Origin of the sequence: Marinobacter sp. M3C (assembly GCF_023311895.1) — a bacterium.
Lineage (GTDB): Bacteria > Pseudomonadota > Gammaproteobacteria > Pseudomonadales > Oleiphilaceae > Marinobacter.
Genome location: NZ_CP092284.1, coordinates 370,244 through 396,553, shown reverse-complemented (window position 1 = coordinate 396,553; position 26,310 = coordinate 370,244). Strand labels below are relative to the sequence as shown.

Sequence of the window (26,310 nt, the reverse complement as noted above, 5' to 3'; positions counted from 1 at the left end):
ACGTGAAGAGACGGAAACTCAGGAGATGATGAAATGATTAATATGTTGATTATCCAGCCTGTTTTAGCACTTATCGCAGGAATTCTGATTCTGTTCATTCCGCGGTTACTGAATTACGTGGTGGCGATCTATCTTATCCTGATCGGATTGGCGGGCTTGGTGCCGCATTTCATGGGCACGGGGATGGGAGGCATATAGGGCCAACGCAATGAAGCATGCAGGCGCAGTTCGATCTGGCGACTCAGAGTGCCGGCGCGAGCGGGTCGAACGTGGCTGTGGCGCATGCGAGGCTGGTGAGTGTCACGGCGGCTCTGACCGAGGCGATGGCACTGTTCGGGTTGGGGGTGGTCGTGGCGCCAATATTAGGCCCGGCGGTCGGCGCCTATCTGCATCCTCTGGGCATTGATCCGCAGTCAAGCGCAGGGGCGAGCGAACTGGCCGCACAGGTCATGCAGCAGGCCAGCATGCTGGCTTTTCAGGATGCCTTCTGGCTAACCGGGATCGCGGCCCTTGCCATGCTGCCGGTGGTACTGATTCTTCAGCGTCCAAAGACGATTGCGGCGCATGCAACCTCATAGCGCAGGTTCTGGCTGGCTGACCATCGCCATGCTTGGCTCGACCGGGGCTGAGAACTCATCGCCGAAGTGTTCAGCACGCGGGTTGCGTAGGGGGTAACGAGTTAGATACTCATATTATGTTCTCCGACGTTTGCCGGTCCGATGATCGGTGATCAAACCTTTGTAGCGCATCAACCGAACGGAAACTTCGCCCCAATCTTACGTTTGCGTAAGAATCGCTATCAGACTGGCCCACGCCTATGCCATGACCTAATGTTAGAAGGAGAAATAGAGGCGCCTATGAAAATTCTGTTGGACGAAGATGACCTGAAACCGGCCGAATACCTCATTGCCGGTTTGGGCGAGCATGGCCACAGCGTCGATTACGTGACGGATGGGCGTGATGCTTTGAGCTATTGTCTTTATAACGATTGCGACATTGCCATTGTTGATCGGATTATGGCGGGAATGGACGATCTCTCTGTGGTCAAGGCACTTCGGGCTGCGCACAAGGAACTGCCCGTTCTGTTCCTATCGGCCATGGGTCAGGTCGACGATAGGGTCGAGGGTCTATCGGCCGGGGGCATACGCCTGATGCGGCGACCAACGTCATGGCGAATGGCTGGTTGCTTTACCAGACTCTGGCCTGCCGGGTTTGGGCGCGCAGCGGCTATTATCAATCGGGTGGGGCCTTTGGTTTCAGAGACCAGCTACAGGATGGCATGGCACTGGTTCACGCTGCCCTGGCGGCGTCGGTACAGTGGAGCGTGCAATGATGAAAAAAAAACAGGACGTGCCGACAACAGAAATTCTCGAGCGCATGGACGCTTACTGGCGAGCGGCGAATTATCTGTCTGTGGGCCAGATGTATTTACGCGACAACCCGCTGCTGAAAGAGCCATTAGCGCTGGCGCACGTTAAGCCACTGGTCGTGGGCCACTGGGGCACCACGCCGGGCCAGAATTTCATCTACGTGCATTTGAACCGGATCATCAAACAATACGATCTGAACATGGTGTATATCGCAGGCCCTGGCCACGGCGGGCCGGCGTTAGTGGGCAACGTTTATCTTGAGGGTACCTGGAGCGAGGTGTATCCCAACGTCCCTCAAGACGAAGCAGGACTGAAGCGGTTGTTCACCGAATTTTCCTGGCCTGGCGGCATCTCCAGCCACGTGGCACCGACCACGCCAGGTTCGATCCACGAGGGCGGCGAACTGGGCTACTCGCTTAGCCATGCCTTCGGTGCGGTGTTTGATAACCCAGATCTGATCGTGGCCTGCGTGGTCGGCGACGGCGAGGCCGAAACCGGCCCGCTGGCAACCGCCTGGCATTCTAACAAGATGCTCAATCCGGTCTGCGACGGGGTGGTGCTACCGATCTTGCATCTCAATGGCTATAAGATCAGCAATCCGACCTTGCTGGCGCGCATCAATCATGACGAACTGGAACAGTATTTCCGCGGCTGTGGCTGGTTGCCGTATTTCGTCGAGGGCGACGACCCGGCAACCATGCACCAACAGATGGCGGCCACGCTGGATCAAGTGATGACCGACATACAAATCATCCGCCATGAGGCGAAGAAGTCCGGGCAGGGCACTCGGCCGCGCTGGCCGATGATTGTGCTGCGCTCGCCCAAGGGCTGGACCGGGCCAAAAGAGGTAGACGGGTTGCCAAACGAGGGGACCTTCCGATCCCATCAGGTACCGATTCTGGTGGACGCGGCCCATCCTGATCATATTGGGCAGCTCGAAAGCTGGCTGAAAAGCTATCGCCCAGACGAGCTGTTTGACGACAAAGGCCGCCTGCGGCCCGAACTGGCCGAGCTTGCGCCAGTAGGCGAGCGGCGCATGGGCGCTAACCCCCACGCCAATGGCGGGTTGCTGCTGCGCGACCTGCGCATGCCGGACTTTCGTGCCCATGCCGTAGCGGTGACGGCGCCGGGTTGCGTAGAGGCCAAAGACACGATGGTATTGGGCGAATTCCTACGTGATGTTGTGCAGCTGAACGACGATCACCGGCACTTCCGGATTTTCGGCCCGGACGAGGCTCTTTCTAACAGGCTGGGCGCTGTGTTCGAGGTTACCAATCGCCAGTGGAATGCCATTTACGAAGACACCGACGAATTCCTGGCGCCGAACGGCGCTGTACTTGATTCAATGCTCAGCGAGCACCAATGCCAAGGCTGGCTAGAAGGCTATCTATTGACCGGGCGGCACGGCCTGTTCCACAGCTACGAAGCGTTCATTCGCATCGTTGATTCCATGTTCAGCCAGCACGCCAAGTGGCTGAAGGTTACCCGCGAACTGCCGTGGCGCCGGCCGATTGCCTCGCTTAACTACCTGTTGACATCGCACGTCTGGCAACAGGACCACAACGGCTTCACTCACCAGGATCCGGGTTTTATTGATCATGTGATCAGCAAAAAATCCGACATCGTGCGCGTGTACTTGCCACCCGATGCCAACTGCTTGCTGTCGGTATTCGATCACTGCCTGCGCAGTCGTCAGTATGTCAACGTTGTGATCGCCGGCAAGCACCCGATGCCACAGTGGTTGACGATGGAACAGGCCGTGGTGCATTGCACCCAGGGCATCGGCATCTGGCCATGGGCCGGCAACGACCAAGACAGCGAACCCGACATAGTGATGGCCTGCTGCGGCGATACTCCAACTATGGAAACATTGGCGGCGGTGTCTATTCTGCGGGCTCATTTGCCGGAGCTGAAAATTCGCGTAATCAACGTGGTCGATCTGATGAAACTGCAGTCGGCATCCGAGCATCCGCACGGTCTGAATGACCGCGACTATAATTCGCTGTTTACGACTGACAAGCACATCATTTTCGCTTTTCACGGTTATCCGTGGGTGATCCACAGGCTGACCTACCGTCGTGCCAATCGCAATTTGCACGTTCGTGGTTATATCGAGGAGGGCACCATCACCACTGCGTTCGATGTTCGTGTGCAGAACTCGCTGGATCGTTTTCACCTGGTGCAAGACGTGATCGATCGCCTGCCAAACCTAGGCTCAAAGGGCGCCTATCTGAAACAACAGATGCGCGACACGCTCATCGAGCACAAGCACTTCATTTGTACCCATGGTCAGGATATGCCGCAGGTCCGCGATTGGCGGTGGGAGGAGGAGCAATAAGCTTTTTGATCTGGACAATAGGCGAATGGTAACGCTGCTTCGCTACTGACTCGCTGTCTCCAAGTGGCCGAGGGCGTCGCTAAGGAAGACGCAGACCCGAACAAATGGTCGGAATTCCAAAAGCGCTTGCGTCGTCTGATCCTAGATCTGATGTGGTCGACCGGTGAGCGGGTTTCGGAGATATTGGCGATCACGCCGGCCAGCTTTTTGGATGACCGTTACAACTTTGGAGTCTGGCTCACGACGCTAGAGCAAGGGGCAGGGCGGCCGAGCAAACGAAGCATCCAGCGTTACCGCCGTTCAAGATTGGGTGCCACACCTTTCGGCACGGCTTTGCGGTGCACCTGCTCCTGCGCGGGCGGCCGCTGAAGTTTGTGAGTCAGCTGTTGGACCACCGGAGTGTGGAGTCAACGGAGGTGTACACGAATGTGCTAACGTTTGACGGAGCGCACTCTCTAGAAGGCGTCGACTTTCACTGAGCCAATCCCGCCAAGCCGAATGGCACATATAGATCATAAAATAATATTCAACACTATATATTGATTTTGATAATAATTTTTGCGTATTATGTAACCATGTGTAACTGGGAGGAGTGGCAATATGTCTGGCACAAAATCAGCATGTGGTGCGGGAAGAAAACGGATGGGCAGTCAGAGGCGAAGGGAACAGTTTGGATACCTCTCATCATTCCACTCAAGCGGAGGCGGCACGGGATATCGCACAGCGCCAAAGTAATTAAGCACTAATTCACGGACGGGATGGCCATATCCGTGAGAGAGATTCTTACAGCAACGACCCGTTCCCACCTAAGGGTTGATATGCGCCACACGTCAATTGCATTATCTTTTTGATCTCATGGATTTAGAGTTGGAGAAATACCATGCCTGGAGCTTACGCTCATCTCACGCTCGTAAATCTCGCCAGAGAGCCGCATCGGTTGACTGCGGCAGGCGTGCCTGCGGACGTTGGACGCGCTCTAATGCGCAACCTCAAATACTTAGAGTTAGGAGCAGTCAGCCCCGATTTACCCTATCTCACTTTAGATCTTTTGCAGTTGCCCCCAGGCTTGGATGTGAGAGCCAAACAATGGGCCGACAAAATGCATTATGAGCGCACTGGCGACGTATTGGCATCTGGCCTGCGATCGCTGCGAGATCTTAATGGGCTTGCATGGGAAAAAGGCGTAGCTTGGCTGTTTGGCTATGCAGCCCATGTGGTAACTGACCTGACTATTCATCCAGTTGTAGAGCTCAAGGTTGGGCCTTATCATACCAATCAACAGGATCATCGACGCTGTGAGATGTACCAAGACGCTCATGTCTTCTATCGCCTTAATCTCGGTAATATTGGGGACTCGGAGCATCTAGACAGCGGTATCAAAGCCTGTATTGATGACAGCGGCTCACTGGATGGCGACATTCAGGATCTCTGGAAGCAGATTTTGGCGGAGGTCTATCCGAACAGCTATCAATCCAATGAACCACAGCCTTCCGATTGGCACGCCGGCTTCGTCGGACTGTTAGATACGGTCGAGGAGGGCACACGGTTGTTCGCTTGGGCGAGGCATGTTGGTGCCCATACTGGGATAAGCTACACCACGCCGGAGGACATTGATGTAAGGTTCATCGAAAATCTCGCTGTACCGGGCGGAACGCAGATGCATTATGATGACCTATTTGACTTCGCAATCGATAACGTCTTGATTTTTTGGGCCCAATTAGCGGAAGGTTTAAGCCAGTCCAACGCCCCGATTTACGCGCAACTGGGGCACTGGAATTTAGACACTGGTAAAGATTGCAAGACTGATCAGTATGTTTTTTGGGAGGTGGCCTAATGATAAAACGGTGTAGTTTGCCTTTGTTGGCCGCAACAACATTCCTTTTTGGCTGCACTTCTCAAGCTTACGACGATGAAACGATGTATGAGAAGGCGTCAGCTTTGACCAAGGTCAGTAGCGCACTGGAGGCCTCAGTATATTTTGATAACCCACCGGAAAACCTTCGGGACCGAGCACTCCTCGAATATGCTACTCAGCACGATGCAGCCCTGCTGGATCTCTTTAATGGAACCTTACTGAAGGCAGATCATCACAACCAGCATGGAATAGTTCTGGTGTGCGATGAATTTAAGGGCGAAGCATTAATGATGGACCTGGGGTGCACGGCCAAGCTTGATGGACAGTATTGGAATACGCCAGAACAGGAGCCATGTCAGATCAACCCTAACTGGACTTCTCAGTGCCCCGGTGGAGACGCAGAGTTAGATTAAAGAACAGAAGTAACATCGGCGAGTCGGGATGTAGGTGCTGATTTAGAGGCGCTTATCTTTCGCTGGTGGGAAACCAGGCGCACACTTTGTCCAATACTCCTAAATATTGGACATTATAGAGTAGGCTCTTCGGAGAGGTTTGGCTCGAAACCTTCGACGCCGTTCCTCGAATGTGGCTGGGCTTCACGTTACCGTCATCAGTTGATGGCAAGGCCACGCTCTATAAGACGACTCCTCAGTAACTCGACTCTGCGCCGATTCACTCCCAGATCGTAAAACCCGATAAGCGATTGAGACCTGACGTCCAGTTGTTGTTTGTCTGAATCGACCAGAAGCTCGAGGTAATCCGGGAAACCCAGCAAATCGCTGCGACAGGTGATATCCGCATACCCAAATCGAGCACTGTTGAGCGAAGCGCCAGGCAGTTCGATCGCCACGGCTCTGATCAACTCCCAGGACGACTGACTCAGTGGTTCGGCCAAACGGATAGGCTCCACAGAATAAAGCCCATTTGTGGACGTGCTTGATACGCAGTTTAAAAACGGCGCACAACCATCGAGGCTGAACTGGACTCCTGAAGGCGGCACTTTACCCGTGGAGGCGCAGCCTGCGAGCAAGAGTATTGAGACGGCCAAGAAATGACGCATAGCTATGAAATACTCCTGAAACGTGTCCCAGTGGGAAAAAGAGGCTTTGGTAATGTGCATCTTGCACTGCTGGCCTGTGAATAGACAAATCCTTACTTCTAGTCTGTACTGCGCATAATGTATATTATGTTAAACGAACTATAGCGACGGGATGTTTAGGCAAGTTGGAAGGATCAGAAAATAGCTGGCCGCCGGCCTGCATAACATTGCGAGAGTTGAAATGGCTGAAAGGCCGTTTTACCGCTGCCCTGCCCGGCCTTCTTCAATCCGAGGCACACCCATATGTGCCCCCGGTGATCTACGAAAGACCAAAAATTAGATTTGGTGCTGTCGCCGTTAAAAGTCGGAGTAAGCGTTGAGCGCCGCCGTGACCACAAATCGTCAAACCAGTGGCTGGCGTCGCCGCCAACGCGCAGCGCGAACTGCTCGATGTCGGCAATACCAAACGTGTGCCTTACGCTCCATACCCCATCACGTGTCGCTAGACTCGGGTAAAGCGGAGAGGCGCTCTTTCATCCAGCTGATCAACCCCCCGCGAAGCAAGAACCGCACTTGCCGCGGCGACATGGTGTGACGCATCTGAAATTTGTACTGGCGTGTGACGTTTTCGACCACTAGTTCGTCGCCCTCTGTCAGCACGTGGCGCAGATTGGTCAGGCGCAGCACGTCGCCGGCTTGGATGTCGTCGTAGTCCGCAGTATCGACGAAGGTCAGCGGCAGTACGCCGAAGTTGATCAGGTTTTGCGCGTGGATTCGTGCAAAACCCTTGGCCAGAACCGCGCGCAGCCCGAGATACTGAGGGCCTAGTGCAGCGTGCTCTCGGCTCGATCCTTGCCCATAATTGCTGCCACCCACCACCACGTGGCCGCGCACCTGCTTGGCTCGCGCGGCGTAGGTGGGATCGAGCCGGTCGAAGGAGAACTCGGCGATCTTGGGAATGTTGCTGCGAAACGGCAGCACCCGCAAGCCAGGTGGCATGATCTCATCGGTGGAAACATCGTCCGCCACCTTGAGCAGAACCGGCATTTCGATCTCATCAGGCAGCGGCTCGAAGTTCGGCAGCGAAGCGATGTTCGGGCCCTTCACAAGGTCCACGTGCAGCGCCTCCTCAAGTGGTAACGGCGGCATGAACATCGCGCGGTTGATAATCGGGTGGTCTGGGTCCGCGATGCGTGGATAGGAGATGCCAAGCGTGCGCGGGTCGGTGATCACGCCGGTGAGCGCGGACGCCGTGGCGGTCTCCGGACTGACCAGGCACACCTTGTCCTCGCGGGTGCCTGAACGGCCTGGAAAGTTACGCGGCACCGTGCGCAGAGAAATCTCGTTTGTGGCTGGCGCTTGACCCATGCCGATGCAGCCGTTGCAGCCAGCCTGGTGCAGTCGCGCGCCAGCGTGCAATAAGTGGGCTACGTGGCCGTCGCGCACCAAGGTTTCGAGCTGGGCTCGGGAGGTGGGGTTAATGTCGAACGACACGCGGTCGTTGACTTTGCGATCCTGCACCATCAGCGCGGAAACGGCGAAGTCACGGTAGCCGGGATTGGCCGACGAGCCGATGTAGGTCTGATAGATCCGCTCGCCGGCGACCTCGCTGACCGGGCGCACGTTCCCAGGGCTAGACGGCATGGCGATCAGCGGCACCAGGCTGGACAAATCAATCTCTTCGTTCACATCGTAGGTTGCGTCTGCATCCGCGGCCAGCTCGACCCAATCCTCTTCCCGCTGCCAGGCGCGCAGAAAACGGCGCACCTCCAGATCGGAAGGGAAAACGGTGCTGGTCGCGCCAAGCTCAGCGCCCATGTTGGCGATCACGTGCCGATCCATCGCACTCAGTGTGGCCAGCCCCGGCCCGTAGTACTCGACGATCCGGCCCACACCGCCGTCGACGCCATGACGGCGCAACATCTCTAGGATCACGTCCTTGGCGCTCACCCAGTCCGGCAAACTGCCGGTGAGCTTCACGCCCCAGATCAGCGGCATACGGGTGAAGAACGGTTCGCCCGCCATTGCCAGCGCCACTTCCAGCCCACCAGCGCCGATGGCCAGCATGCCAATTGCGCCGGCAGCCGGCGTATGGCTGTCAGAGCCGAGCAGCGTCTTGCCCGGTTTGCCGAAATTTTCTTGGTGGCACGGATGACTCACCCCGTTACCAGGTCGCGAATACCACACGCCGAAGCGCTGACAGGCGCTGCGCAGAAAAAGATGGTCGTCGGGGTTTTTGAAGTCTTCCTGAATGATGTTGTGGTCAACGTACTGGACGCTCACCTCAGTCTTCACCCTGTCCAGGCCCATCGCCTCCAGCTCCAGCATCACCAGCGTGCCGGTGGCGTCTTGGGTGAGTGTCTGGTCAATGCGAATCCCGATCTCCTCGCCGGGTTTCATGTCGCCATGCAACAGATGCGACTGGATCAACTTCTGCGTAACGTTCTTGCTCATGATCTTTCTCCCAACTTTGATAAGACTACGGAATCACACAAAGTTAATGTAGCAATCCTATTTTCAGCGCGGCAAATTAGAGGCACCCATCAAAAACTCATCCGCCGCACGCGCGGCCTGACGACCCTCACGGATTGCCCACACCACCAGAGACTGGCCGCGCCGCATGTCCCCCGCGGCAAATACTTTGTCGACCGACGTCTGGTAGCAACCGTCGCCATCGGTGGTTGCTTTAACGTTGCCGCGCCTATCTTTTTCGACAGCGAATGCTTCCAGCACTTGCGTCACTGGCGACACAAAACCCATCGCCAGCAATACCAAATCCGCTTTCATTTCGAATTCAGAATTTGGCACCTCCTGCATCTTGCCGTCTATCCATTCGACGCGGGCTGCAATCAGCTTCTCGACCTTGCCGCCCTTCCCTTCGAAACGCTTGGTCGCAACCGCCCAATCCCGGTCGCAACCCTCTTCTTGTGACGAGGAGGTGCGCAACTTAATCGGCCAGTACGGCCATACCAACGGCTTATCCTCTTGTTCCGGCGGTTGCGGCATCAGCTCAAATTGCGCCAAGCTGGCTGCGCTATGGCGGTTGCATGTGCCTACGCAGTCTGACCCGGTATCGCCACCTCCGATAACGACGACGTGCTTACCGTTAGCCATGATCTGGTTGTTGAGCTTGTCACCTGCATCCACCTGATTTTGTTGCGGCAAGAATTCCATCGCAAAATGAACGCCTTTCAGCTCACGACCAGGCACCGGCAGGTCGCGCGGCAATTCAGCACCGCCAGCAAGGATGATGGCATCGAAATTTTGATCGAGTTGCTTAGGCGAGATGGTTTCTTTAGTCCAGTTGATGATGTTTGACGGAAAATCTTCGCCGATCAACACACTGGTACGGAACTGCACGCCTTCGGCTTGCATCTGCTCAATGCGGCGGTCGATATGCGACTTTTCCATCTTGAAGCCCGGAATGCCGTAACGCAGCAAACCGCCAATACGATCGTTTTTTTCGAACACAGTCACATCGTGACCAACACGCGCCAGTTGCTGGGCTGCGGCCAGACCAGCAGGGCCGGATCCAACCACGGCAATTTTTTTACCCGTTTTGAAGGCCGCTGGTTGAGGCATAACCCAACCGTTTTTCCAGCCCTTATCGATAATGAAATGCTCAATTGATTTGATGCCAACCGCATCGTTGTTGATGGCAAGCACACAGGCAGATTCGCACGGTGCGGGGCAGATGCGGCCGGTGAATTCGGGGAAGTTGTTGGTCGAATGCAGTGTCTCTAACGCTTCGCGATAGTTGCCGCTGTAAACCAGGTGGTTCCAGTCGGGGATGATGTTGTTAACCGGGCAACCGGTCATGCAAAACGGGGTACCGCAGTCCATACAGCGCGCACCCTCTGTTTTCGCTTGTACATCTTTCAACGGCAGGATGAACTCTTTATAGTTCTTGACGCGTGAATTGGCTGGTAAATACGATTCTTTCTGACGCTGAAATTCCATAAAGCCGGTTATTTTACCCATTGCCTACCTCTATCTTATCTAACTCTCCTTGCCAGGGAGAGGGTTCGGGGTCGAATCCCCCATCCTGACCTTCCCCCACAGGAGGAAGGCACTGGCAGAGCAAACTTATATTGCGTTTTTTTCTTTCTGCCGAATAGCCACTCGCGCCATATTCATTTCACCCAGTGCGCGTTTGTACTCGTTCGGAAATACTTTGATAAATTTGTTGCGGCCATTGGACCAGTCATCCAGCAAATTGCGCGCGCGCGTGCTGCCGGTGTACTTGAAATGGCGCTCAATCAGACGCTTTAGAATCGCCTCGTCAGTCTCACTTTGGTCACCGCGCAGCAGGCTATGCCAGATCGAGCGATCGACTTTCGCTTCTTGCTCAGCGCGGGCGAGGACAGGTTCCAATGTGACCATCGCCATATTGCATTTTTTGGCGAAATCACCGTCAGGGTCCCACACGTAAGCGATACCGCCCGACATACCGGCGGCAAAGTTACGGCCGGCTTCTCCGAATACCACCACTGTGCCGCCCGTCATGTATTCGCAACCATGGTCGCCGACGCCTTCAACCACTGTAATGGCGCCGGAATTGCGCACCGCGAAACGCTCGCCGGAGACGCCGTTGAAAAATGCCTCGCCGGCAATCGCGCCGTATAACACGGTGTTGCCGATGATAATATTGTCGTCTGCCAGACCGGGAAACTCTGTATTCGGACGGACGATAATGCGTCCGCCCGACAAACCTTTGCCGACGTAATCATTGCCTTCGCCGACTAGGTCTAGTGTGATGCCGTGTGCCAAAAACGCGCCGGCCGATTGGCCTGCAGTCCCTAGCAACTGGATGTGAATGGTGTCGTCGGGCAAGCCTTCGTGACCGTATTTTTTTGCAACGACGCCAGACAGCATAGTGCCGACCGTGCGGTTCACGTTCCTGATCGGCAAAGTGAACGAGACTTTTTCGCCTTTTTCGAGCGCTGCGTTCGCTTGCGCGATCAGCTGATGGTCGAGTGCTTTTTCCAGGCCGTGGTCTTGCTCCTCCGCGTGATAGCGAGGTGCCGAAGCAGGTACTTCCGGCTGATAGAAAATCTTGCTGAAATTAAGCCCCTTGGCTTTCCAGTGCGTAATCGCTTTTGACTTGTCGAGCAAGTCGACGCGACCGATCAATTCATCAAACGTGCGGATACCGAGTTGCGCCATCAACTGCCGCGCTTCCTCGGCGACAAAGAAGAAATAGTTGACCACGTGTTCTGGCTTGCCGGAGAACTTGGCGCGTAGCACCGGGTCTTGTGTTGCGATGCCCACCGAGCAAGTATTGAGGTGGCATTTGCGCAACATAATGCAGCCTTCAACCACCAGCGGCGCGGTCGCAAAACCGATCTCGTCCGCGCCCAACATGGCTGCGATCACGATATCTCGGCCGGTTTTCATTTGGCCATCAGCTTGTACCCGAATACGGCCACGCAAACCATTCAGTACCAGCGTTTGCTGGGTTTCGGCCAAACCCAATTCCCACGGTGTTCCCGCATGTTTGAGTGAAGACAACGGCGTGGCGCCGGTGCCGCCATCATGACCGGCAATCACCACGTGATCGGCCTTGGCTTTGGTGACGCCGACCGCGACCGTGCCAACCCCGACTTCGGACACCAACTTGATGGAGATCGACGCGCTTGGGTTTACATTTTTCAAATCGTGAATCAACTGCGCCAAGTCTTCGATCGAATAAATATCATGATGCGGCGGCGGCGAAATCAAGCCCACGCCCGGCACCGAGAAACGCAATTTTGCGATATATTCAGACACCTTGTAGCCTGGCAACTGCCCACCTTCTCCCGGCTTGGCGCCTTGTGCCATCTTGACCTGGATTTGATCAGCGGAATCCAAATACGCGGCTGTCACGCCAAAGCGACCCGCCGCGACCTGCTTGATCCTGGAACGCACCGAATCTCCATCTTGCAAGACAATATCGGCTTCAATCTGGTCATGGCCGATAACAGATGCCATGGTCTCGCCCTGCTTGATCGGGATGCCTTTCATCTCCTGGCGATAACGGCTCGGATCTTCACCGCCTTCGCCGGTGTTGGACTTGCCGCCGATGCGGTTCATCGCGACCGCCAACGTGGCGTGCGCTTCGGTGCTGATCGAGCCAAGCGACATTGCGCCGGTGGCGAAGCGCTTGACGATTTCTTTCGCCGGCTCGACTTCATCCAGCGCAATCGCCTTGGACGGGTCCAGCCTGAATTCAAACAAACCGCGCAGGGTCATGTGCCGCTTGCTTTGGTCGTTGATGATCTGCGCATATTCTTGGTAGGTGCTGAAATTGTTGGATCGGGTCGAATGCTGCAGCTTGGCAATCGCATCCGGCGTCCACATGTGCTCTTCGCCGCGCACGCGAAACGCGTATTCACCACCGGCATCAAGCGCATGCGCCAAAACCGGATCGCTGCCGTAAGCTTGCTGATGCAGACGCAACGCCTCTTCTGCTACTTCGACGACGCCGATGCCTTCAATATTGGATGCAGTGCCTTTGAAATATTTGTCGATAAGCGACTTATTCAAGCCGATCGCTTCGAAAACCTGCGCGCCGCAGTACGACATGTAAGTCGATATGCCCATTTTCGACATCACCTTCAACAAACCCTTGGCGAGCGCTTTCTGGAAATTCTGGATGGCTTTTTCCGGCGACAAATCACCAGATAATCTGTTGGCCATTTCCGCTAGCGTATCCATCGCGAGATACGGGTGGATGGCTTCTGCGCCAAAACCGGCAAGCAGCGCGAAATGATGCGTTTCACGGGCAGAACCGGTTTCCACCACCAAGCCGGTCGACGTGCGAAAACCTGTGCTAACCAGATGCAAATGGATTGCCGACGTCGCGAGCAAGGCCGGGATCGCCACTTGCTCGGCGTCCACCTTTCGGTCGGACACGATCAGGATGTTGTGGCCCGATTTAACCGCATCCACCGCTTGCACACACACCGATGCCAGGCGCACTTCCATGCCTTCCTTACCCAAGACCGCCGGATAGCAAATGTTCAGTTCGTGGGATTTGAAATTACCGCTGGTGTGGGCGCTGATGTTGCGCAGTTTGGCGATGTCCGAATAGTCCAGAATCGGCTTCGATACTTCCAAGCGCATCGGCGGGTTGATGTTATTGACGTCGAGCAGGTTCGGCCTGGGGCCGATAAAGGATACCAGTGACATCACCATCGCTTCGCGGATCGGATCGATCGGCGGATTCGTCACTTGCGCGAACATCTGCTTGAAGTAGTGATACAGCGGTTTGAGCTTGTCAGACATCACTGCCGGCGGCGAGTCGTTGCCCATTGAGCCCGTCGCTTCTTCGGCACTCAGCGCCATCGGCGACATCAATACCCTGACATCTTCTTGGGTGTAGCCAAATGCCTGCTGACGGTCGAGTAAGGATGCGCTGGTTTTTGCTGCCGATGTTTGCGTCTTGATGTCGTCGAGCGTGATTTCGTGAAGCTTAATGTCGTCCAGATTAATACGCACAGAATTGATCCACGCCTCGTAAGGTTTGGCGTTGGCGTAGGTATCTTTGATTTCCTGGTCATCGATGATGCGACCGGCTTCGAGGTCGATCAGGAACATCTTGCCAGGCTGCAGGCGCCATTTCTTGATGATTCTGGATTCGGGAATCGGCAGCACGCCGGATTCGGATGCCATCGCCACCAGGTCGTCATCCGTTACGATATAACGCGCGGGACGCAAACCGTTGCGATCCAGCGTGCCACCGATGTAACGACCATCGGTGAACGCCATCGCGGCGGGGCCATCCCACGGCTCCATCATCGCTGCGTGATATTCGTAAAAGGCGCGGCGATTGTCGTCCATCAACGGGTGATTTTCCCAGGCTTCGGGGATCATCATCATCATCGCTTGCGCGATCGGATAGCCTGCCATCAGCAGCAGTTCAAGCGCGTCATCGAAACACGCGGTGTCGGACTGCACATCGTCAATCAGCGGGAACAATTTTTGCAAATCGTCGCCTAGCACGGCGGATTTCATCACGCCTTCACGCGCGCGCATCCAGTTGACATTGCCCTTAACAGTATTGATCTCGCCGTTGTGGGCAATCAGGCGAAAAGGATGGGCCAGCGGCCATTCCGGGAAGGTATTGGTTGAGAAACGTTGATGCACCAGTGCCAATGCGGAAGCGCAGCGCTCATCCTGTAAGTCTTTGTAATAGACGCCGACTTGATCTGCCAGCAGTAAACCCTTGTAGACAATGGTACGGGCCGACATCGAAGGGACGAAAAACTCTTTGCCGTGGGGCAAATCTAGCGCCTGGATCGCGTGACTGGAAGACTTGCGAATCACGTACAGTTTACGTTCCAGCGCGTCGCTCACCGTGATGTCTGGACCGCGACCTATGAAGATCTGGCGGATCACCGGCTCTTTTTCACGCACGGTAGGCGACATCGGCATCTCGGTGTCGATTGGCACGTTGCGCCAACCCAGCACGACCTGGCCTTCGGCGCGCACCACACGTTCTATCTCTTGCTCGCACGCGATGCGGGATGTATTTTCTTTCGGCAAAAAAATCATGCCTACGCCATATTCTTCGGGCGGCGGCAGTTCGACACCCTGCTTGGCCATCTCTTCGCGATAGTATTGATCCGGCAGCTGAATCAGAATGCCCGCGCCGTCGCCCATCAACTTGTCGGCACCGACCGCGCCGCGATGGGCGAGATTCTTTAGGATGAGCAAGCCTTGCTTAACGATCGAATGACTTTTATGGCCTTTGATATGGGCGATAAAACCGATGCCGCAGGCATCATGCTCGTTGGCGGGGTCGTAAAGGCCGTATTGCTGGGCGTGTTGGATTTCAGCTTCGATGTCGTGTTTGTGCTCCACAGCGCACTCCTCATGGATGTTGCGGGAATCGGGCAGCGGCAGAATGGCGCGTTTATCCACCGTGACGGTGGCGGAAAAGAATGTCGATTTGGACTTCATTATATTCCTTAACGGGCTTCAGTGAAGCTATATCAGTCATGACAAAGTCCTGAAGAGAGCAAGCGCTGATGCCGTGCAGGACTCATCGCGGTTCGGCTCCGGTGACAGAGCCTTTCACCGTTACCGGTTTGCCCTGGATGAAGTTGATGCAGACTCCGTCGAGTTCTTCCAAAAACAGGGGCGCGCTCATGAAACCGCACGTATAGGGCGCCTGTCCGTCCCGACTGCAGCCGTCGCTTTCCAGATGTTGACACGACGTGCAAACGCCGAAGTGAGGCTTGCCTCTCTCTTGCGTCACCTGGCCGAGCAAGCGTTGCAAGGCACTGGCAAAATGACCTTGGACACTAGGGGGTAGGGATTCCGCAGCACGGACCAGAGATTCGAAGGGGTCATTCGCGAGAATGCCCCGGGCTTTCTCGGTCAGAACTAGCCGGACACTGCGCCTGTCGTCCTCTGACCGTATGCGTGTCAAATAGCCTTGGGTTTCGAGGCTTTTGATTGTCTGTGACGCCGTACCTCGGGTTGTGGCATGGAACGCGGCGAAGGCGGACGGTGTTTGCGAGAAACGGTTGGCCTGTGCGAAGTATCTAAGCGCCGCCCATTGGGCTGCTGTCAGCCCCTCCGCGAGACCCTCGCCGGACGCTATGCGTCCCAAGTGAAAGACCAATTCCGCGTTAGCGCGACCGTTCATTTCCAGCTCCTTAATCATACTTAATTTGGTGACGTCTAATTTAAAGCCCCCTTGACAATTTTTTTATAATAGCGTTTAAGAACTAATTTAACAAGATTGTAGTTTCGGAGCGATACCATAGTACGGCCGTATTCGTGAAGGGTGTGAGTCCATAAACCTCTTTGACAGCTCACCTCTTCACTATTCAGACCATAATGAGATCACGGCCAATACGATAGCGTTTCGATACTATATTGACAAATTCTCCATGCTTACTTAGTATCGTTACGACACTAATTAAGGAAAAAAGCGATATCGGCGCGCTTACCAGCCACCAGCAAGAAAGCTGAGGGCCGTCCCCGGTTTATAGGGTTACAGCGATGGTGACCTCGGGTATTAAATGAAAACCGCAGAAAACCGAGGCTTCTGGAGCCTTCAATGAAAGATAAGGAGTGACGATCATGGCGACCACTGATAGAGAAGTGAACGAGCTGGTCAAGCGGGAATACGAGCACGGTTTCGTGACTGAGATTGAATCCAACACTTTCGAACCTGGATTGAACGAGGACGTGATTGCCCGCCTTTCCGGCCTTAAGAAAGAGCCGGAATGGATGCTTGAGTGGCGGCTAAAGGCTTATCGTCGTTGGCTGGAAATGGATGAGCCGAACTGGGCGCACGTGGGTTACCCAAAAATTGACTACAACTCAATTTCCTATTATTCCGCGCCCAAGCGCAAAGAAGACATGCTCCAGAGCCTGGACGAAGTCGACCCGGAGCTACTCAGAACCTACGAAAAACTGGGCATCCCCCTGCACGAGCGTGAACAGCTGGCAGGCGTGGCAGTCGATGCCGTGTTTGACTCGGTTTCAGTAGCGACAACGTTCAAAGAACCACTCGCCAAAGCAGGCGTGATTTTCTGCTCCATGTCCGAAGCCATTCAGGAACACCCGGAGCTGGTCAAAAAATATCTGGGCTCTGTCGTTCCGGCGGGTGACAACTTCTTTGCTGGCCTGAACTCTGCGGTCTTCTCCGACGGCACCTTCGTGTACATACCGAAAGGCGTGCGTTGCCCCATGGAGCTGTCTACCTATTTCCGCATCAACGCAGCCAACACTGGGCAGTTCGAACGCACCCTGATCATCGCCGAAGACAGCAGCTACGTCAGCTATTTGGAAGGCTGCACCGCGCCTATGCGGGATGAAAATCAGCTCCACGCAGCTGTGGTCGAACTGGTGGCCCTGGACGACGCCCAGATCAAGTACTCCACCGTTCAGAACTGGTATCCGGGCGATGAAAACGGCAAGGGCGGCATCTTCAACTTCGTCACCAAACGTGGCGCTGCCATCGGCAAAAACTCCAAGATTTCCTGGACTCAGGTAGAAACCGGATCTGCCGTTACCTGGAAGTATCCGAGCTGCATCCTTCGGGGCGAAAACAGCGTTGGCGAATTCTACTCCGTGGCGCTGACCAACAATTACCAGCAAGCCGACACTGGCACCAAGATGATCCACCTGGGCAAGAACACGTCCAGCACCATCATCGCCAAAGGGATTTCTGCCAGTAACAGCTCGAACGCCTATCGTGGCCTGGTGAAGTTTGGCCCAGGCGCAGAGGGTGCGCGCAACTTTACCCAGTGCGACTCGCTGCTGATTGGCGACCGCTGCGGTGCGCATACCTTCCCGTACATCGAGAGCAAAAATAAATCGGGCATCATCGAGCATGAAGCTACGACCTCCAAGGTCAGCGACGAACAAATGTTCCTTTGTCGCCAGCGCGGTATCAACCCTGAACAGGCCGTTTCGATGATTGTGAACGGCTTCTGTAAAGAGGTGTTCAAGGAACTGCCGATGGAGTTCGCCGTTGAAGCTGGCAAATTGCTTGAGGTGAGCCTTGAAGGCTCTGTCGGTTAAATACAGAATTTCAGATTACAGAGAGAAACCAATACATGCTGAACATCAAAAATCTGCACGCGTCCGTTGGGGGTGAAGAAATCCTCAAGGGCATCAACCTCGAAATTAAAGCCGGGGAAATCCACGCCATTATGGGCCCCAATGGCTCAGGTAAAAGCACCCTGTCACAGGTTCTGGCAGGCAGTGAAACCTTTGAAGTCACCGAGGGTGAAATCACCTTTAACGGTGAAAACCTGCTGGACCAAAAAACCGAAGAACGGGCCCGTGAAGGCGTTTTCTTGGCGTTTCAGTACCCGGTAGAGATTCCAGGCGTCAGCAACCTGCAGTTCCTACGTACCGCCGTCAATTCCATGCGCGGCCACCGTGGCGAGCCGGAGATGAACGCGGCTGAGTTTATGAAGCATGCGAGGGAAGTGTCCATGCAAGTCGATCTGGATCCGGCCTTCCTTAAGCGCGGCGTAAACGAGGGCTTTTCCGGTGGCGAGAAGAAGCGCAACGAGATTTTGCAGGCGCTGCTGCTTCAACCCAAGCTGGCCATTCTGGACGAAACCGATTCCGGGTTGGACATCGATGCGCTGCACGTGGTTTCCGACGGTGTGAACGCCCTGCGCGCTAAAGATCGGGCCATCTTGATGGTGACTCACTACCAGCGCCTGCTGAACCACATTGTGCCGGACTATGTTCACGTTCTTGCCGATGGAAAAATTGTCAAATCCGGCGGGCGCGAGCTGGCCTATGAGCTTGAAGAGCGCGGTTACGGCTGGCTCAACGTGAAAGACAAAGAAGCCACAGCCAGCTAAGGAGGCCACCGAATGAAGTCAGCACCCACGCTTTCCCGCGTCTTTCTTGAGCCAGCCGGCAACTACCTGCCCGGGCCTTTGCTCGAATTGCGCAAACAAAAGGGTACGGCTCTGGTGGATATGCCATTGCCGACCCGTAAAACCGAGAACTGGAAGTATTCCGTCCGCCACCTAAAGCTGTCAGATGAGCTTGCCGTTGCCCTCCCCTCCCGTGGCAAGGAAGGCACCAGCTTGTCCATGACTGGATACCGCGTGGTTTTTCGCAACGGCGTAATGGTTCCGGAAGCCAGCGACTTTCCGGATCTTAACGGCATTCGTATTCAGCGGTTCTGCGACCTTGACGACCATACCGTCGCTGCGCTGGCAGAACGCCTGGACAACACGTTGGACAGCCAAACCGTACAGATGGCCAGGCTGAACTCCGCCCGGTTTGAGGATGGCCTGTTTATCCAGCTGGACAAAGAAGCCGTTCTCGACCAGCCGCTATTCATCATCCATGAAGTCTCCGCTTCGTCGGTAGGTTCCGCCTATCCGCGGATTTACGTCGATGCGGCAAGGCACAGCCAGATGACGCTGGTAGAAGAGTACATTTCCAGCGGTAGTGAGCCGGTGATGGTCAACACGGTCACTGAATTTGTTCTGGCGGAAGGTGCCCGGATAACCAGCGTGAGGCTGACTCTGGAAGGCGAAAGCGTTCAGCACATCGGTGCAACGGGTGTTCGCCAGGCGACCGCCTCGCGGTTTGAAAGCCACTGCGTTGGCTTTGGCGGCCCGCTGCGTCGGCACGATCTGCAGGTACGTCTTGAAGGTGAAGGCGCCGAGTGCAAACTGAACGGTGTCGTGGTCACGCAGGGCAAACAGCACTACGACAACCACACGTCCATCGAGCACATAGCAGCCCATTGCGACAGCGAAGAAACCTATCGCAACATCGCTTCTGGCCAGTCTCATGCGATTTTCAATGGGCGCATCCATATTCATCAGGATGCCCAGAAATCCAACGCCAATATGAACAACAAGAATCTGTTGCTCTCGACCGGCGCAGAAATCGACACCAAGCCCGAGCTGGAAATTTACGCTGACGACGTAAAATGCGCCCACGGTGCCACCATTGGCCAGCTCAATAAAACCTCGTTGTTTTACCTGGTTTCCCGTGGTGTCGGTCGTCGCGAAGCCAACACGTTGTTGACCATCGCATTTATCAACGAGCTGGTTGAACAGATTCCCGTTGAGGCGGTTCGAGAAGCCGTGCAGCTTCGGCTGAATGACTTTTTCAACCAAACGTTTCAGGAGGCGTGAGCCGTTATTCACGGCCCTGCAGAAAATCCAGCGTCTTTTTGCCTGATGGAGGTGGAACCATGACAACCGAAGTATTCACACCAACCGTTGCCGTCACCATGACGCCAAGCGCAGTCAAACATGTGCTTAAACAAGTGAACAGGCAAGCGCAAGCCAAAGGCATTCGCCTGGCCATTCGGAAGAGCGGTTGCTCCGGTTTCAAATATGAAACCCAATGGGCCGAGGATGTCGCAGCGGACGACAAAATCTTCCACATTGACGGTGTCGATGTTTACGTCAAAGAGGAGCACCTGGCGCTGGTCAACGGTATCGAAATCGATTTCGTGACGGAAGGCGTGAACTCCGTGTTCCTGTTCCGCAATCCGAATGCCACCGCTGAGTGCGGTTGCGGGGAAAGTTTCACCGTCTCTTGATTGACATCAAACAAGGCCCGATAAGGCATGCAAGAACGTGAAGTGGTCCTGACCAAACGCGAGGTAGACGCTCAACGGGTGCTGACAGTGTGTCAAGAGTTCCCCTCATTTCCACAGAGCCTGAGGACGTAACGATGACTTGCAACAAGCCTGAACATATTAAAGACGAGAGCTGGGATCAACACTTGGGGTGGCTGGATTTTGTAAGCAACGAGTGTAAAACCAACCAGCTCAAGCGCCGGCGTGAAAACGCAAAACACGGGGGTATAGCTCGTGAACATTAATGCTGAAGTAACACCAGAAGCCCGTGATTTCCTGATGTCCTTGCTTGCAAAGCAGGAAGTGCCTGGAATGACGGTGCGTGTTTATATGGAGAATGGTGGCACTCAGAAGGCCGAGACTTGCCTGGCCTTCTGCCCGCCCGGCGAGGAGTCAGCCAAGGATGTCAGGAAAGAGTTTGGTGACCTGATCCTCTATGTCGACGCGGCGAGCGTGCCTTATCTTCAGGACATGCAGATCGGCCTTGATGAAGAGAATGGTCTTCAGACCCCGACAATCAAGGCACCGAACTCAAAAAAACTGGCAAAGCAGCCCAAGACATTCGTTTTGTCAGAAGACTGTCCTGCTTTAAAGGTGCCCTCCGGTGAGTCTGTCACGCTAACGCAGGGAGCTTCTGTCTTGATAACCCAGGCGCTCGGCGGCAGCTTCACCGTTAACCACCAGGGCAATCTGTATCGACTGTCCCCAGAAGTTACCCGGAAACTGGGTTTTCAGTCAGACGCCATCGTGTTCGAACCCCCTGAGGATGGGCAAATCAGTGATCAGCAATGCTGGGATGCGATGCGACTGGTCTATGACCCGGAAATTCCTGTGAATGTTGTCGGTCTGGGTCTCATCTATAAACTGGATATTGACCAGGACAAGCATTTTGTATTTGTTGAAATGACCCTGACGTCAGCGGGTTGTGGAATGGGCGCCATTATTGCCGGCGACGTAAAAGACAAGTTATTGCAGGTTCCGAATGTCAAAGACGGCAAGGTGGATGTGGTGTTTGATCCGCCCTGGAGCTACGACAACCTGGAGGAGGAAGCGCGGCTGGAGTTAGGGCTGATCTGAGCCAGTATCGTGACCAGCACTGGCCAGGCAAGCGACCATCAGAAACAAGTGGAATTTCTGGCCTACTTAGATCCCGCCCTTGAGCAACGACATGCTGACCGATGAAGCTAAACGGATGTGGCCCGCCAGAAATGACCGTACCACCCACAAACGAGCCGGATCTGTCGCAAATCTCATGAACACCCAATACTCGCCGGGTCGAGCCCAGGCCATCGCTTACGCCAATTTTGCCCTTGTCAAGTACTGGGGCAAACGTGATGCGGACTTGAACCTGCCGGACGTCGGGTCGATCTCGATCACGCTGGACGCGCTGTGGACCCGCACCCGGGTGGAACTGGATCCGGCGCTGGAGCGGGACAGCTTCGAGCTCGATGGTCAGATTGAGGCCCATGGTTCAGGGCGCGTGACGGCACTGCTGAAGCGCATGCGCTCCATCGGTGGAAGTGAAACCCGATCCCGGGTTTTCAGCCAAAATAACTTTCCTACCGGCGCTGGTCTGGCCTCGTCGGCGTCGGGTTTCGCCGCGCTGGTGACTGCGGCGGATCGCGCCTACGGGTTGGATCTTTCTCCCTTCAGGCTTTCGGAGCTTGCGCGAATCGGGTCCGGCTCCGCCGCGCGCTCGATTTTTGGTGGATACGTGGAGATGCACCGCGGCGAACTCCCCGACGGCAGCGACAGCGTCGCCGAACCCTTGGCCGCGGCGGCGGACTGGCCGTTGGCGGTCGTGATCGCGGTTAGCGAGCGCGGCCGCAAGTCGGTGGGATCCACCGAAGGCATGCAGCGGACCGCACAAACGTCACCGTTCTATTCGGCCTGGGTGAACAATCAGCCCGACGACCTGGCGCTGGCGCGAACGGCTATCGCGGCCCGTGATTTCGATGCGCTGGCGCACGTTTCCGAAGCGAGCGCACTGGCCCTGCACGGCCTGGCCATGTCGGCCCGGCCTGGTCTTCTGTATTTCAATGCAACGACCATGGAATGCCTGCATCGCATACGCCGTTTGCGCGGCCGGGGCGTTGCGGTGTTTTTTACCGTCGATGCCGGCCCCCAGGTCAAAGCGATATGTGCACCGGAAGCGGCAGATACGGTGGCCGCCGCGCTCGAGGATGTGGCCGGCGTAACTGAGATTCTGCGTGCTGGGCTGGGCTGCGGTGCGGTGAGCATGGACGACGGTCAGACGTGAACGTGAACTGCGTCCAGGCCTCTGCGCCGGGCAAACTGCTTTTGATTGGCGAATATGCCGTGCTCGACGGGGCACCGGCGCTGGTGATGGCGGTGGACCGGCGGGTGAAAGTCCGGTTGCAGCGGGCATCGAGCGGTACGGGCTGGTTGAGTGCCGTTCAGCTCGGATTTGAGCGGGCAGCCATGCGGGTCGAGGGCGATGTGTTGCGCTGCGATGGCGCAGACTCCTCCGTGCTGGGCCTGACCGGTCGGTTGATACCGGGCATCATGCGGGTGCTGGGCCGGTCACCCGGCGAGATCACGACAATGAACGTCGAGATCGATTCTGGGGCCCTTTTCGAATCCGACCGCAGACGATTGATAAAGCTGGGCCTGGGCTCCAGTGCGGCCGTCTGCGCGGCACTGGCGGTGGCGTTGACCGAGTGGTTCGCGGGGACGGCAGGTCCGGCGGATCCGCGCGCGCGTCTGCGTCGATGGTTGCCGGTTTATCGCGAATCACTGGGCGCTCGTGCCAGTGGCGCAGACCTGGCCGCGGCGTTTTGCGGTGGTATCAGCGAATTTCGATCCACCGGCGAATTCGCGATCTGCACGCCGGTGAACTGGCCGAAGGATCTACATTGGCGCGCAATCTGGACCCGTCAGGCTGCTCAGACCACGGATTTTGTCGGTGCGTTCGATACCTGGAAGCTGGCTGATCCTGTTAGTGCAGGCCGGATCCGGTCCCGCCTGGACGAGATTGCGCGCCACGCCGTAGCCAACTCGCACGACGGGGCTGTCCTGTTCGATGCTTGCGCCGCCTACGCCGTTGAGATGGTCGCGCTGGGCGATGCCATGGGCAAGGAGGTTATGACCGCCCCCCATCGACGGCTAGCCAAGCATGGACACGAGTGCGGCGTGGTCTACAAGAGTTGTGGCGCCGGTGGTGGCGACCTTGGAATTGCCCTGGCGCGTGACCCGGAGAGACTCCGGGCATTCGAGCTCGGCGTCTCAGATTGTGGCGGGGTTCCATTAAACTTGGCAATGTCAGAATTTGGCGCAGAGGCTGTGCGGCGCGAGGTGCCCGAATCGGGCAGAAAACACTAATAAGGAACAAGCATGGCAAGAATTCCCGAGTTCTACAAACTTTCGGTTTCGCAGCGGGTTCGCGAAGTTCGCAAGCAGGGCCTGCTTTCGAACAAGGATTACCAGGCGCTGGCCAGCGGCGATCACACGCTCTCGATCCAGTCGGCCGACAAGATGATCGAAAACGTCATCGGCGTCATGGGGCTGCCGTTGGCGCTGGGCCTGAATTTCCTGATCAACGACAAGGCATACGCCATTCCACTGGTCGTGGAGGAGCCTTCCATCGTTGCGGCGCTGAGCTCTGCGGCCAAGATCGCACGGGCCGGCGGCGGCTTCCGGGTTGAAAGCTCCGAGCCGATTTTGATTGGCCAGATCCAGGTCGTCGACGTACCGCATCCGCAGCGCGCCAAGGCGGCACTGCTGCAGCGCAAAAGCGAAATCCTGAACCTTGCCAACAGCCTGCACCCGAACATGGTGGCCCGCGGCGGCGGGGCCAAGGACCTCCAAGTGCTGATTCACCCATCATCGGGCCAGCGCGGTGACATGGTCGTCGCCCACCTGCTGGTGGATACGTGCGACGCGATGGGCGCAAACCTCGTCAACACAATGTGCGAAGGCGTTGCCTCGCTGGTCGAGAATATCGCCGAAGGCAAGGTGTTCCTGCGGATTCTTTCAAATCTGACCGATCGAGCCCTGGTCAAGGCCCGGGTCTCGATTCCGCCGGACGCGCTGGCCGGCCGTGGCTTCGATGGTGAGCAGGTGCGCGATGGAATCATCCTGGCCAACGAATTTGCCTCGATCGACCCCTACCGTGCAGCGACCCATAACAAGGGCATCATGAACGGAATCGATGCCGTGGCGCTGGCCACAGGCAACGACTGGCGCGCCATCGAGACGGGCGCCCACGCCTGGGCTGCGCGCGGGTCCCACTACACGTCGCTGACCCAGTGGACGCGGGGCGAAGACGGCTCGTTGGAAGGCCAGCTCGAGATTCCGATCAAGGTCGGTATTGTCGGGGGTCCGCTGCAGTCCAATCCCACGGCGGGAATGAACCTCAGGCTTCTGGGCGTGAGTTCGGCGCGCGAGCTGGCCGAAGTGATGGGCGCGGTGGGTCTTGCGCAGAACTTTTCGGCAATCCGCGCGCTTGTGACCGAAGGCATCCAGCAAGGCCACATGACGCTGCACGCCCGAAGCGTGGCAGCCGCGGCCGGTGCAACACCCAAAATCTTCGAAACCGTCGTCGACCGGCTGATCGAATCCGGCGAGATCAAGATCTGGAAGGCGCGAGAGTTGATCGAGCAAGTTGTCAGCCCTCGCGTGAAGGCCGCTAAGGAGAAGCCGCAATCTGAAACCGCTACCGAGGAACGCAACGTATCCAGCGGACACGGCAAGATCATCCTGCTAGGCGAGCACGCAGTTGTTTACGGGCGGCACGCGATCGCGACGCCGATACCGTTGGCCATACAGGCGCACGTGCAGCGCGGCGGGGACGGCGTGCAACTGATCATTCCGCGCTGGGGCGTGGAGCAGCGATTGCACCGAAGCGCAGAAAAACAGCATGCTTATGAGAAATCCTTGGCGATTATTTTCAAGACGCTCGGACTCGAACGCGAAAGCATGCGTTTGGAAATTTTCCCCAACGTACCGCGAGCCATGGGACTGGGCGGGTCGGCGGCGATCGCGGTGGCCACCATTCGCGCACTAGACCGTTGTTTTGAACTCGGCCTGGATGACGGGCGCGTCAACGAGCTGGCGTTCGAGTGCGAAAAGATCGCGCACGGGACGCCATCGGGTATCGATAACACGCTCTCTACCTATGGCCAGACCATGCTCTTCCGTTCCGGTGAATCGCCGCTGCGCAAGGTGATCGAGATCGATCAGGCCGTGCAGCTGGTCGTCGGTATCAGCGGTGTCGAGAGCCTGACCGCGGCGACAGTCGCACGTGTTCGCAAGGCACGCGAAGCGCACCCCGAACTGTACGAGACTATCTTCAACCAGATCGATTCGCTGGTGATCGAGGGCGTGGATGCGCTGGTCGGGCACAAGCTCGAAGCGCTGGGAGAGCTGATGAACATTTGCCATGGCCTGCTGAACGCGATGCAGGTGTCGAGCTGGGAACTGGAGGAAATGATCCAGATTGCCCGCCGCCACGGTGCTCTCGGGGCAAAGCTCACCGGCGGCGGCGGCGGTGGTTCCATCATTGCCCTGTGTCCGCCGGAAACCGGCGCTGCCGATCGAATAGAATCGGGTATTCGTGAGGCCGGCTATCAGACAATTCAGGTTACAATGGGCGGTAAGCCGAAAAATAGGTGA

20 protein-coding genes and 1 pseudogene are annotated in these 26,310 nt (G+C 56.3%); 16 read left to right on the top strand and 5 right to left on the bottom strand.

Features of this window, described 5'->3' with window-relative positions; translation table 11 throughout:
• The first annotated feature begins 33 nt into the window (after positions 1-33).
• The 8 genes and pseudogenes from MIH18_RS01780 to MIH18_RS01745 all read left to right on the top strand — a co-directional run bounded on the left by MIH18_RS01780 (position 34) and on the right by MIH18_RS01745 (position 5,976).
• Positions 34-198 carry a DUF3096 domain-containing protein gene (locus MIH18_RS01780; RefSeq protein ID WP_249008789.1) on the top strand — a complete coding sequence of 55 codons (165 nt, stop codon included), beginning with the start codon at positions 34-36 and terminating at the stop codon, positions 196-198.
• Positions 199-269: 71 nt separating this feature from the next.
• On the top strand, positions 270-578 hold the full coding sequence (locus MIH18_RS01775) for a hypothetical protein (protein ID WP_249013731.1): 309 nt from the start codon (positions 270-272) through the stop codon (positions 576-578).
• A 551-nt stretch (positions 579-1,129) separates the two neighbouring features.
• Complete coding sequence (locus MIH18_RS01770) at positions 1,130-1,333, top strand: hypothetical protein (RefSeq protein ID WP_283164882.1); 204 nt, start codon at positions 1,130-1,132, stop codon at positions 1,331-1,333.
• The gene (locus tag MIH18_RS01765; RefSeq protein WP_249013729.1) at positions 1,330-3,708 is read left to right on the top strand and encodes a phosphoketolase family protein; all 2,379 of its coding nucleotides are present in this window, start codon (positions 1,330-1,332) and stop codon (positions 3,706-3,708) included. Before MIH18_RS01770 ends, MIH18_RS01765 begins: the two co-directional genes overlap by 4 nt.
• A 338-nt stretch (positions 3,709-4,046) precedes the next feature.
• Positions 4,047-4,187, top strand: coding sequence for a site-specific integrase (locus MIH18_RS01760; RefSeq protein WP_249013728.1), 141 nt, complete (start codon positions 4,047-4,049; stop codon positions 4,185-4,187).
• 125 nt (positions 4,188-4,312) lie between these two features.
• Positions 4,313-4,525 (top strand): annotated as a pseudogene (locus MIH18_RS01755) (DUF2188 domain-containing protein).
• A gap of 63 nt (positions 4,526-4,588) precedes the next feature.
• Positions 4,589-5,542, top strand: coding sequence for a zinc dependent phospholipase C family protein (locus tag MIH18_RS01750; protein WP_249013727.1), 954 nt, complete (start codon positions 4,589-4,591; stop codon positions 5,540-5,542).
• Positions 5,542-5,976, top strand: a complete 435-nt coding sequence (locus MIH18_RS01745; RefSeq protein ID WP_249013726.1) for a hypothetical protein — start codon at positions 5,542-5,544, stop codon at positions 5,974-5,976. Before MIH18_RS01750 ends, MIH18_RS01745 begins: the two co-directional genes overlap by 1 nt.
• A gap of 197 nt (positions 5,977-6,173) precedes the next feature.
• Here MIH18_RS01745 and MIH18_RS01740 read toward each other — a convergent pair whose 3' ends face one another.
• The 5 genes from MIH18_RS01740 to MIH18_RS01720 form a co-directional block, all read right to left on the bottom strand.
• Positions 6,174-6,623 (bottom strand): DUF1499 domain-containing protein, encoded by a 450-nt coding sequence (locus MIH18_RS01740; protein WP_249008984.1) that lies wholly within the window; start codon positions 6,621-6,623, stop codon positions 6,174-6,176.
• Positions 6,624-7,094: 471 nt separating this feature from the next.
• Positions 7,095-9,056 carry an aconitate hydratase gene (locus MIH18_RS01735; RefSeq protein WP_249013725.1) on the bottom strand — a complete coding sequence of 654 codons (1,962 nt, stop codon included), beginning with the start codon at positions 9,054-9,056 and terminating at the stop codon, positions 7,095-7,097.
• A 63-nt stretch (positions 9,057-9,119) separates the two neighbouring features.
• The gene (locus MIH18_RS01730; protein ID WP_249013724.1) at positions 9,120-10,583 is read right to left on the bottom strand and encodes a glutamate synthase subunit beta; all 1,464 of its coding nucleotides are present in this window, start codon (positions 10,581-10,583) and stop codon (positions 9,120-9,122) included.
• A 105-nt stretch (positions 10,584-10,688) separates the two neighbouring features.
• A complete protein-coding gene (locus MIH18_RS01725; RefSeq protein ID WP_249013723.1) occupies positions 10,689-15,545 on the bottom strand; it encodes a glutamate synthase-related protein in 4,857 nt (1,618 codons plus the stop codon).
• Between the two features lie 82 nt (positions 15,546-15,627).
• Complete coding sequence (locus MIH18_RS01720; RefSeq protein ID WP_249013722.1) at positions 15,628-16,236, bottom strand: MarR family transcriptional regulator; 609 nt, start codon at positions 16,234-16,236, stop codon at positions 15,628-15,630.
• Positions 16,237-16,676: 440 nt separating this feature from the next.
• On the opposite strand from MIH18_RS01720, the gene sufB reads away from it, so the two are divergent.
• The 8 genes from sufB to MIH18_RS01680 all read left to right on the top strand — a co-directional run bounded on the left by sufB (position 16,677) and on the right by MIH18_RS01680 (position 26,310).
• Positions 16,677-18,125, top strand: a complete 1,449-nt coding sequence (sufB, locus tag MIH18_RS01715) for a Fe-S cluster assembly protein SufB (protein ID WP_249013721.1) — start codon at positions 16,677-16,679, stop codon at positions 18,123-18,125.
• Positions 18,126-18,160: 35 nt separating this feature from the next.
• Complete coding sequence (sufC, locus tag MIH18_RS01710; protein WP_249013720.1) at positions 18,161-18,925, top strand: Fe-S cluster assembly ATPase SufC; 765 nt, start codon at positions 18,161-18,163, stop codon at positions 18,923-18,925.
• A gap of 12 nt (positions 18,926-18,937) precedes the next feature.
• Complete coding sequence (sufD, locus tag MIH18_RS01705) at positions 18,938-20,224, top strand: Fe-S cluster assembly protein SufD (protein ID WP_249013719.1); 1,287 nt, start codon at positions 18,938-18,940, stop codon at positions 20,222-20,224.
• A 59-nt stretch (positions 20,225-20,283) separates the two neighbouring features.
• Entirely contained in the window at positions 20,284-20,637 is a 354-nt protein-coding gene (locus MIH18_RS01700) for an iron-sulfur cluster assembly accessory protein (protein WP_249013718.1), read from the top strand.
• Positions 20,638-20,910: 273 nt separating this feature from the next.
• A complete protein-coding gene (locus tag MIH18_RS01695; protein ID WP_249013717.1) occupies positions 20,911-21,753 on the top strand; it encodes an iron-sulfur cluster assembly protein in 843 nt (280 codons plus the stop codon).
• A gap of 79 nt (positions 21,754-21,832) precedes the next feature.
• Complete coding sequence (gene mvaD, locus MIH18_RS01690) at positions 21,833-22,936, top strand: diphosphomevalonate decarboxylase (protein WP_249013716.1); 1,104 nt, start codon at positions 21,833-21,835, stop codon at positions 22,934-22,936.
• Positions 22,933-24,018 (top strand): hypothetical protein, encoded by a 1,086-nt coding sequence (locus MIH18_RS01685; RefSeq protein WP_249013715.1) that lies wholly within the window; start codon positions 22,933-22,935, stop codon positions 24,016-24,018. Before mvaD ends, MIH18_RS01685 begins: the two co-directional genes overlap by 4 nt.
• Before the next feature lie 12 nt (positions 24,019-24,030).
• Positions 24,031-26,310 carry a hydroxymethylglutaryl-CoA reductase, degradative gene (locus tag MIH18_RS01680; protein ID WP_249013714.1) on the top strand — a complete coding sequence of 760 codons (2,280 nt, stop codon included), beginning with the start codon at positions 24,031-24,033 and terminating at the stop codon, positions 26,308-26,310.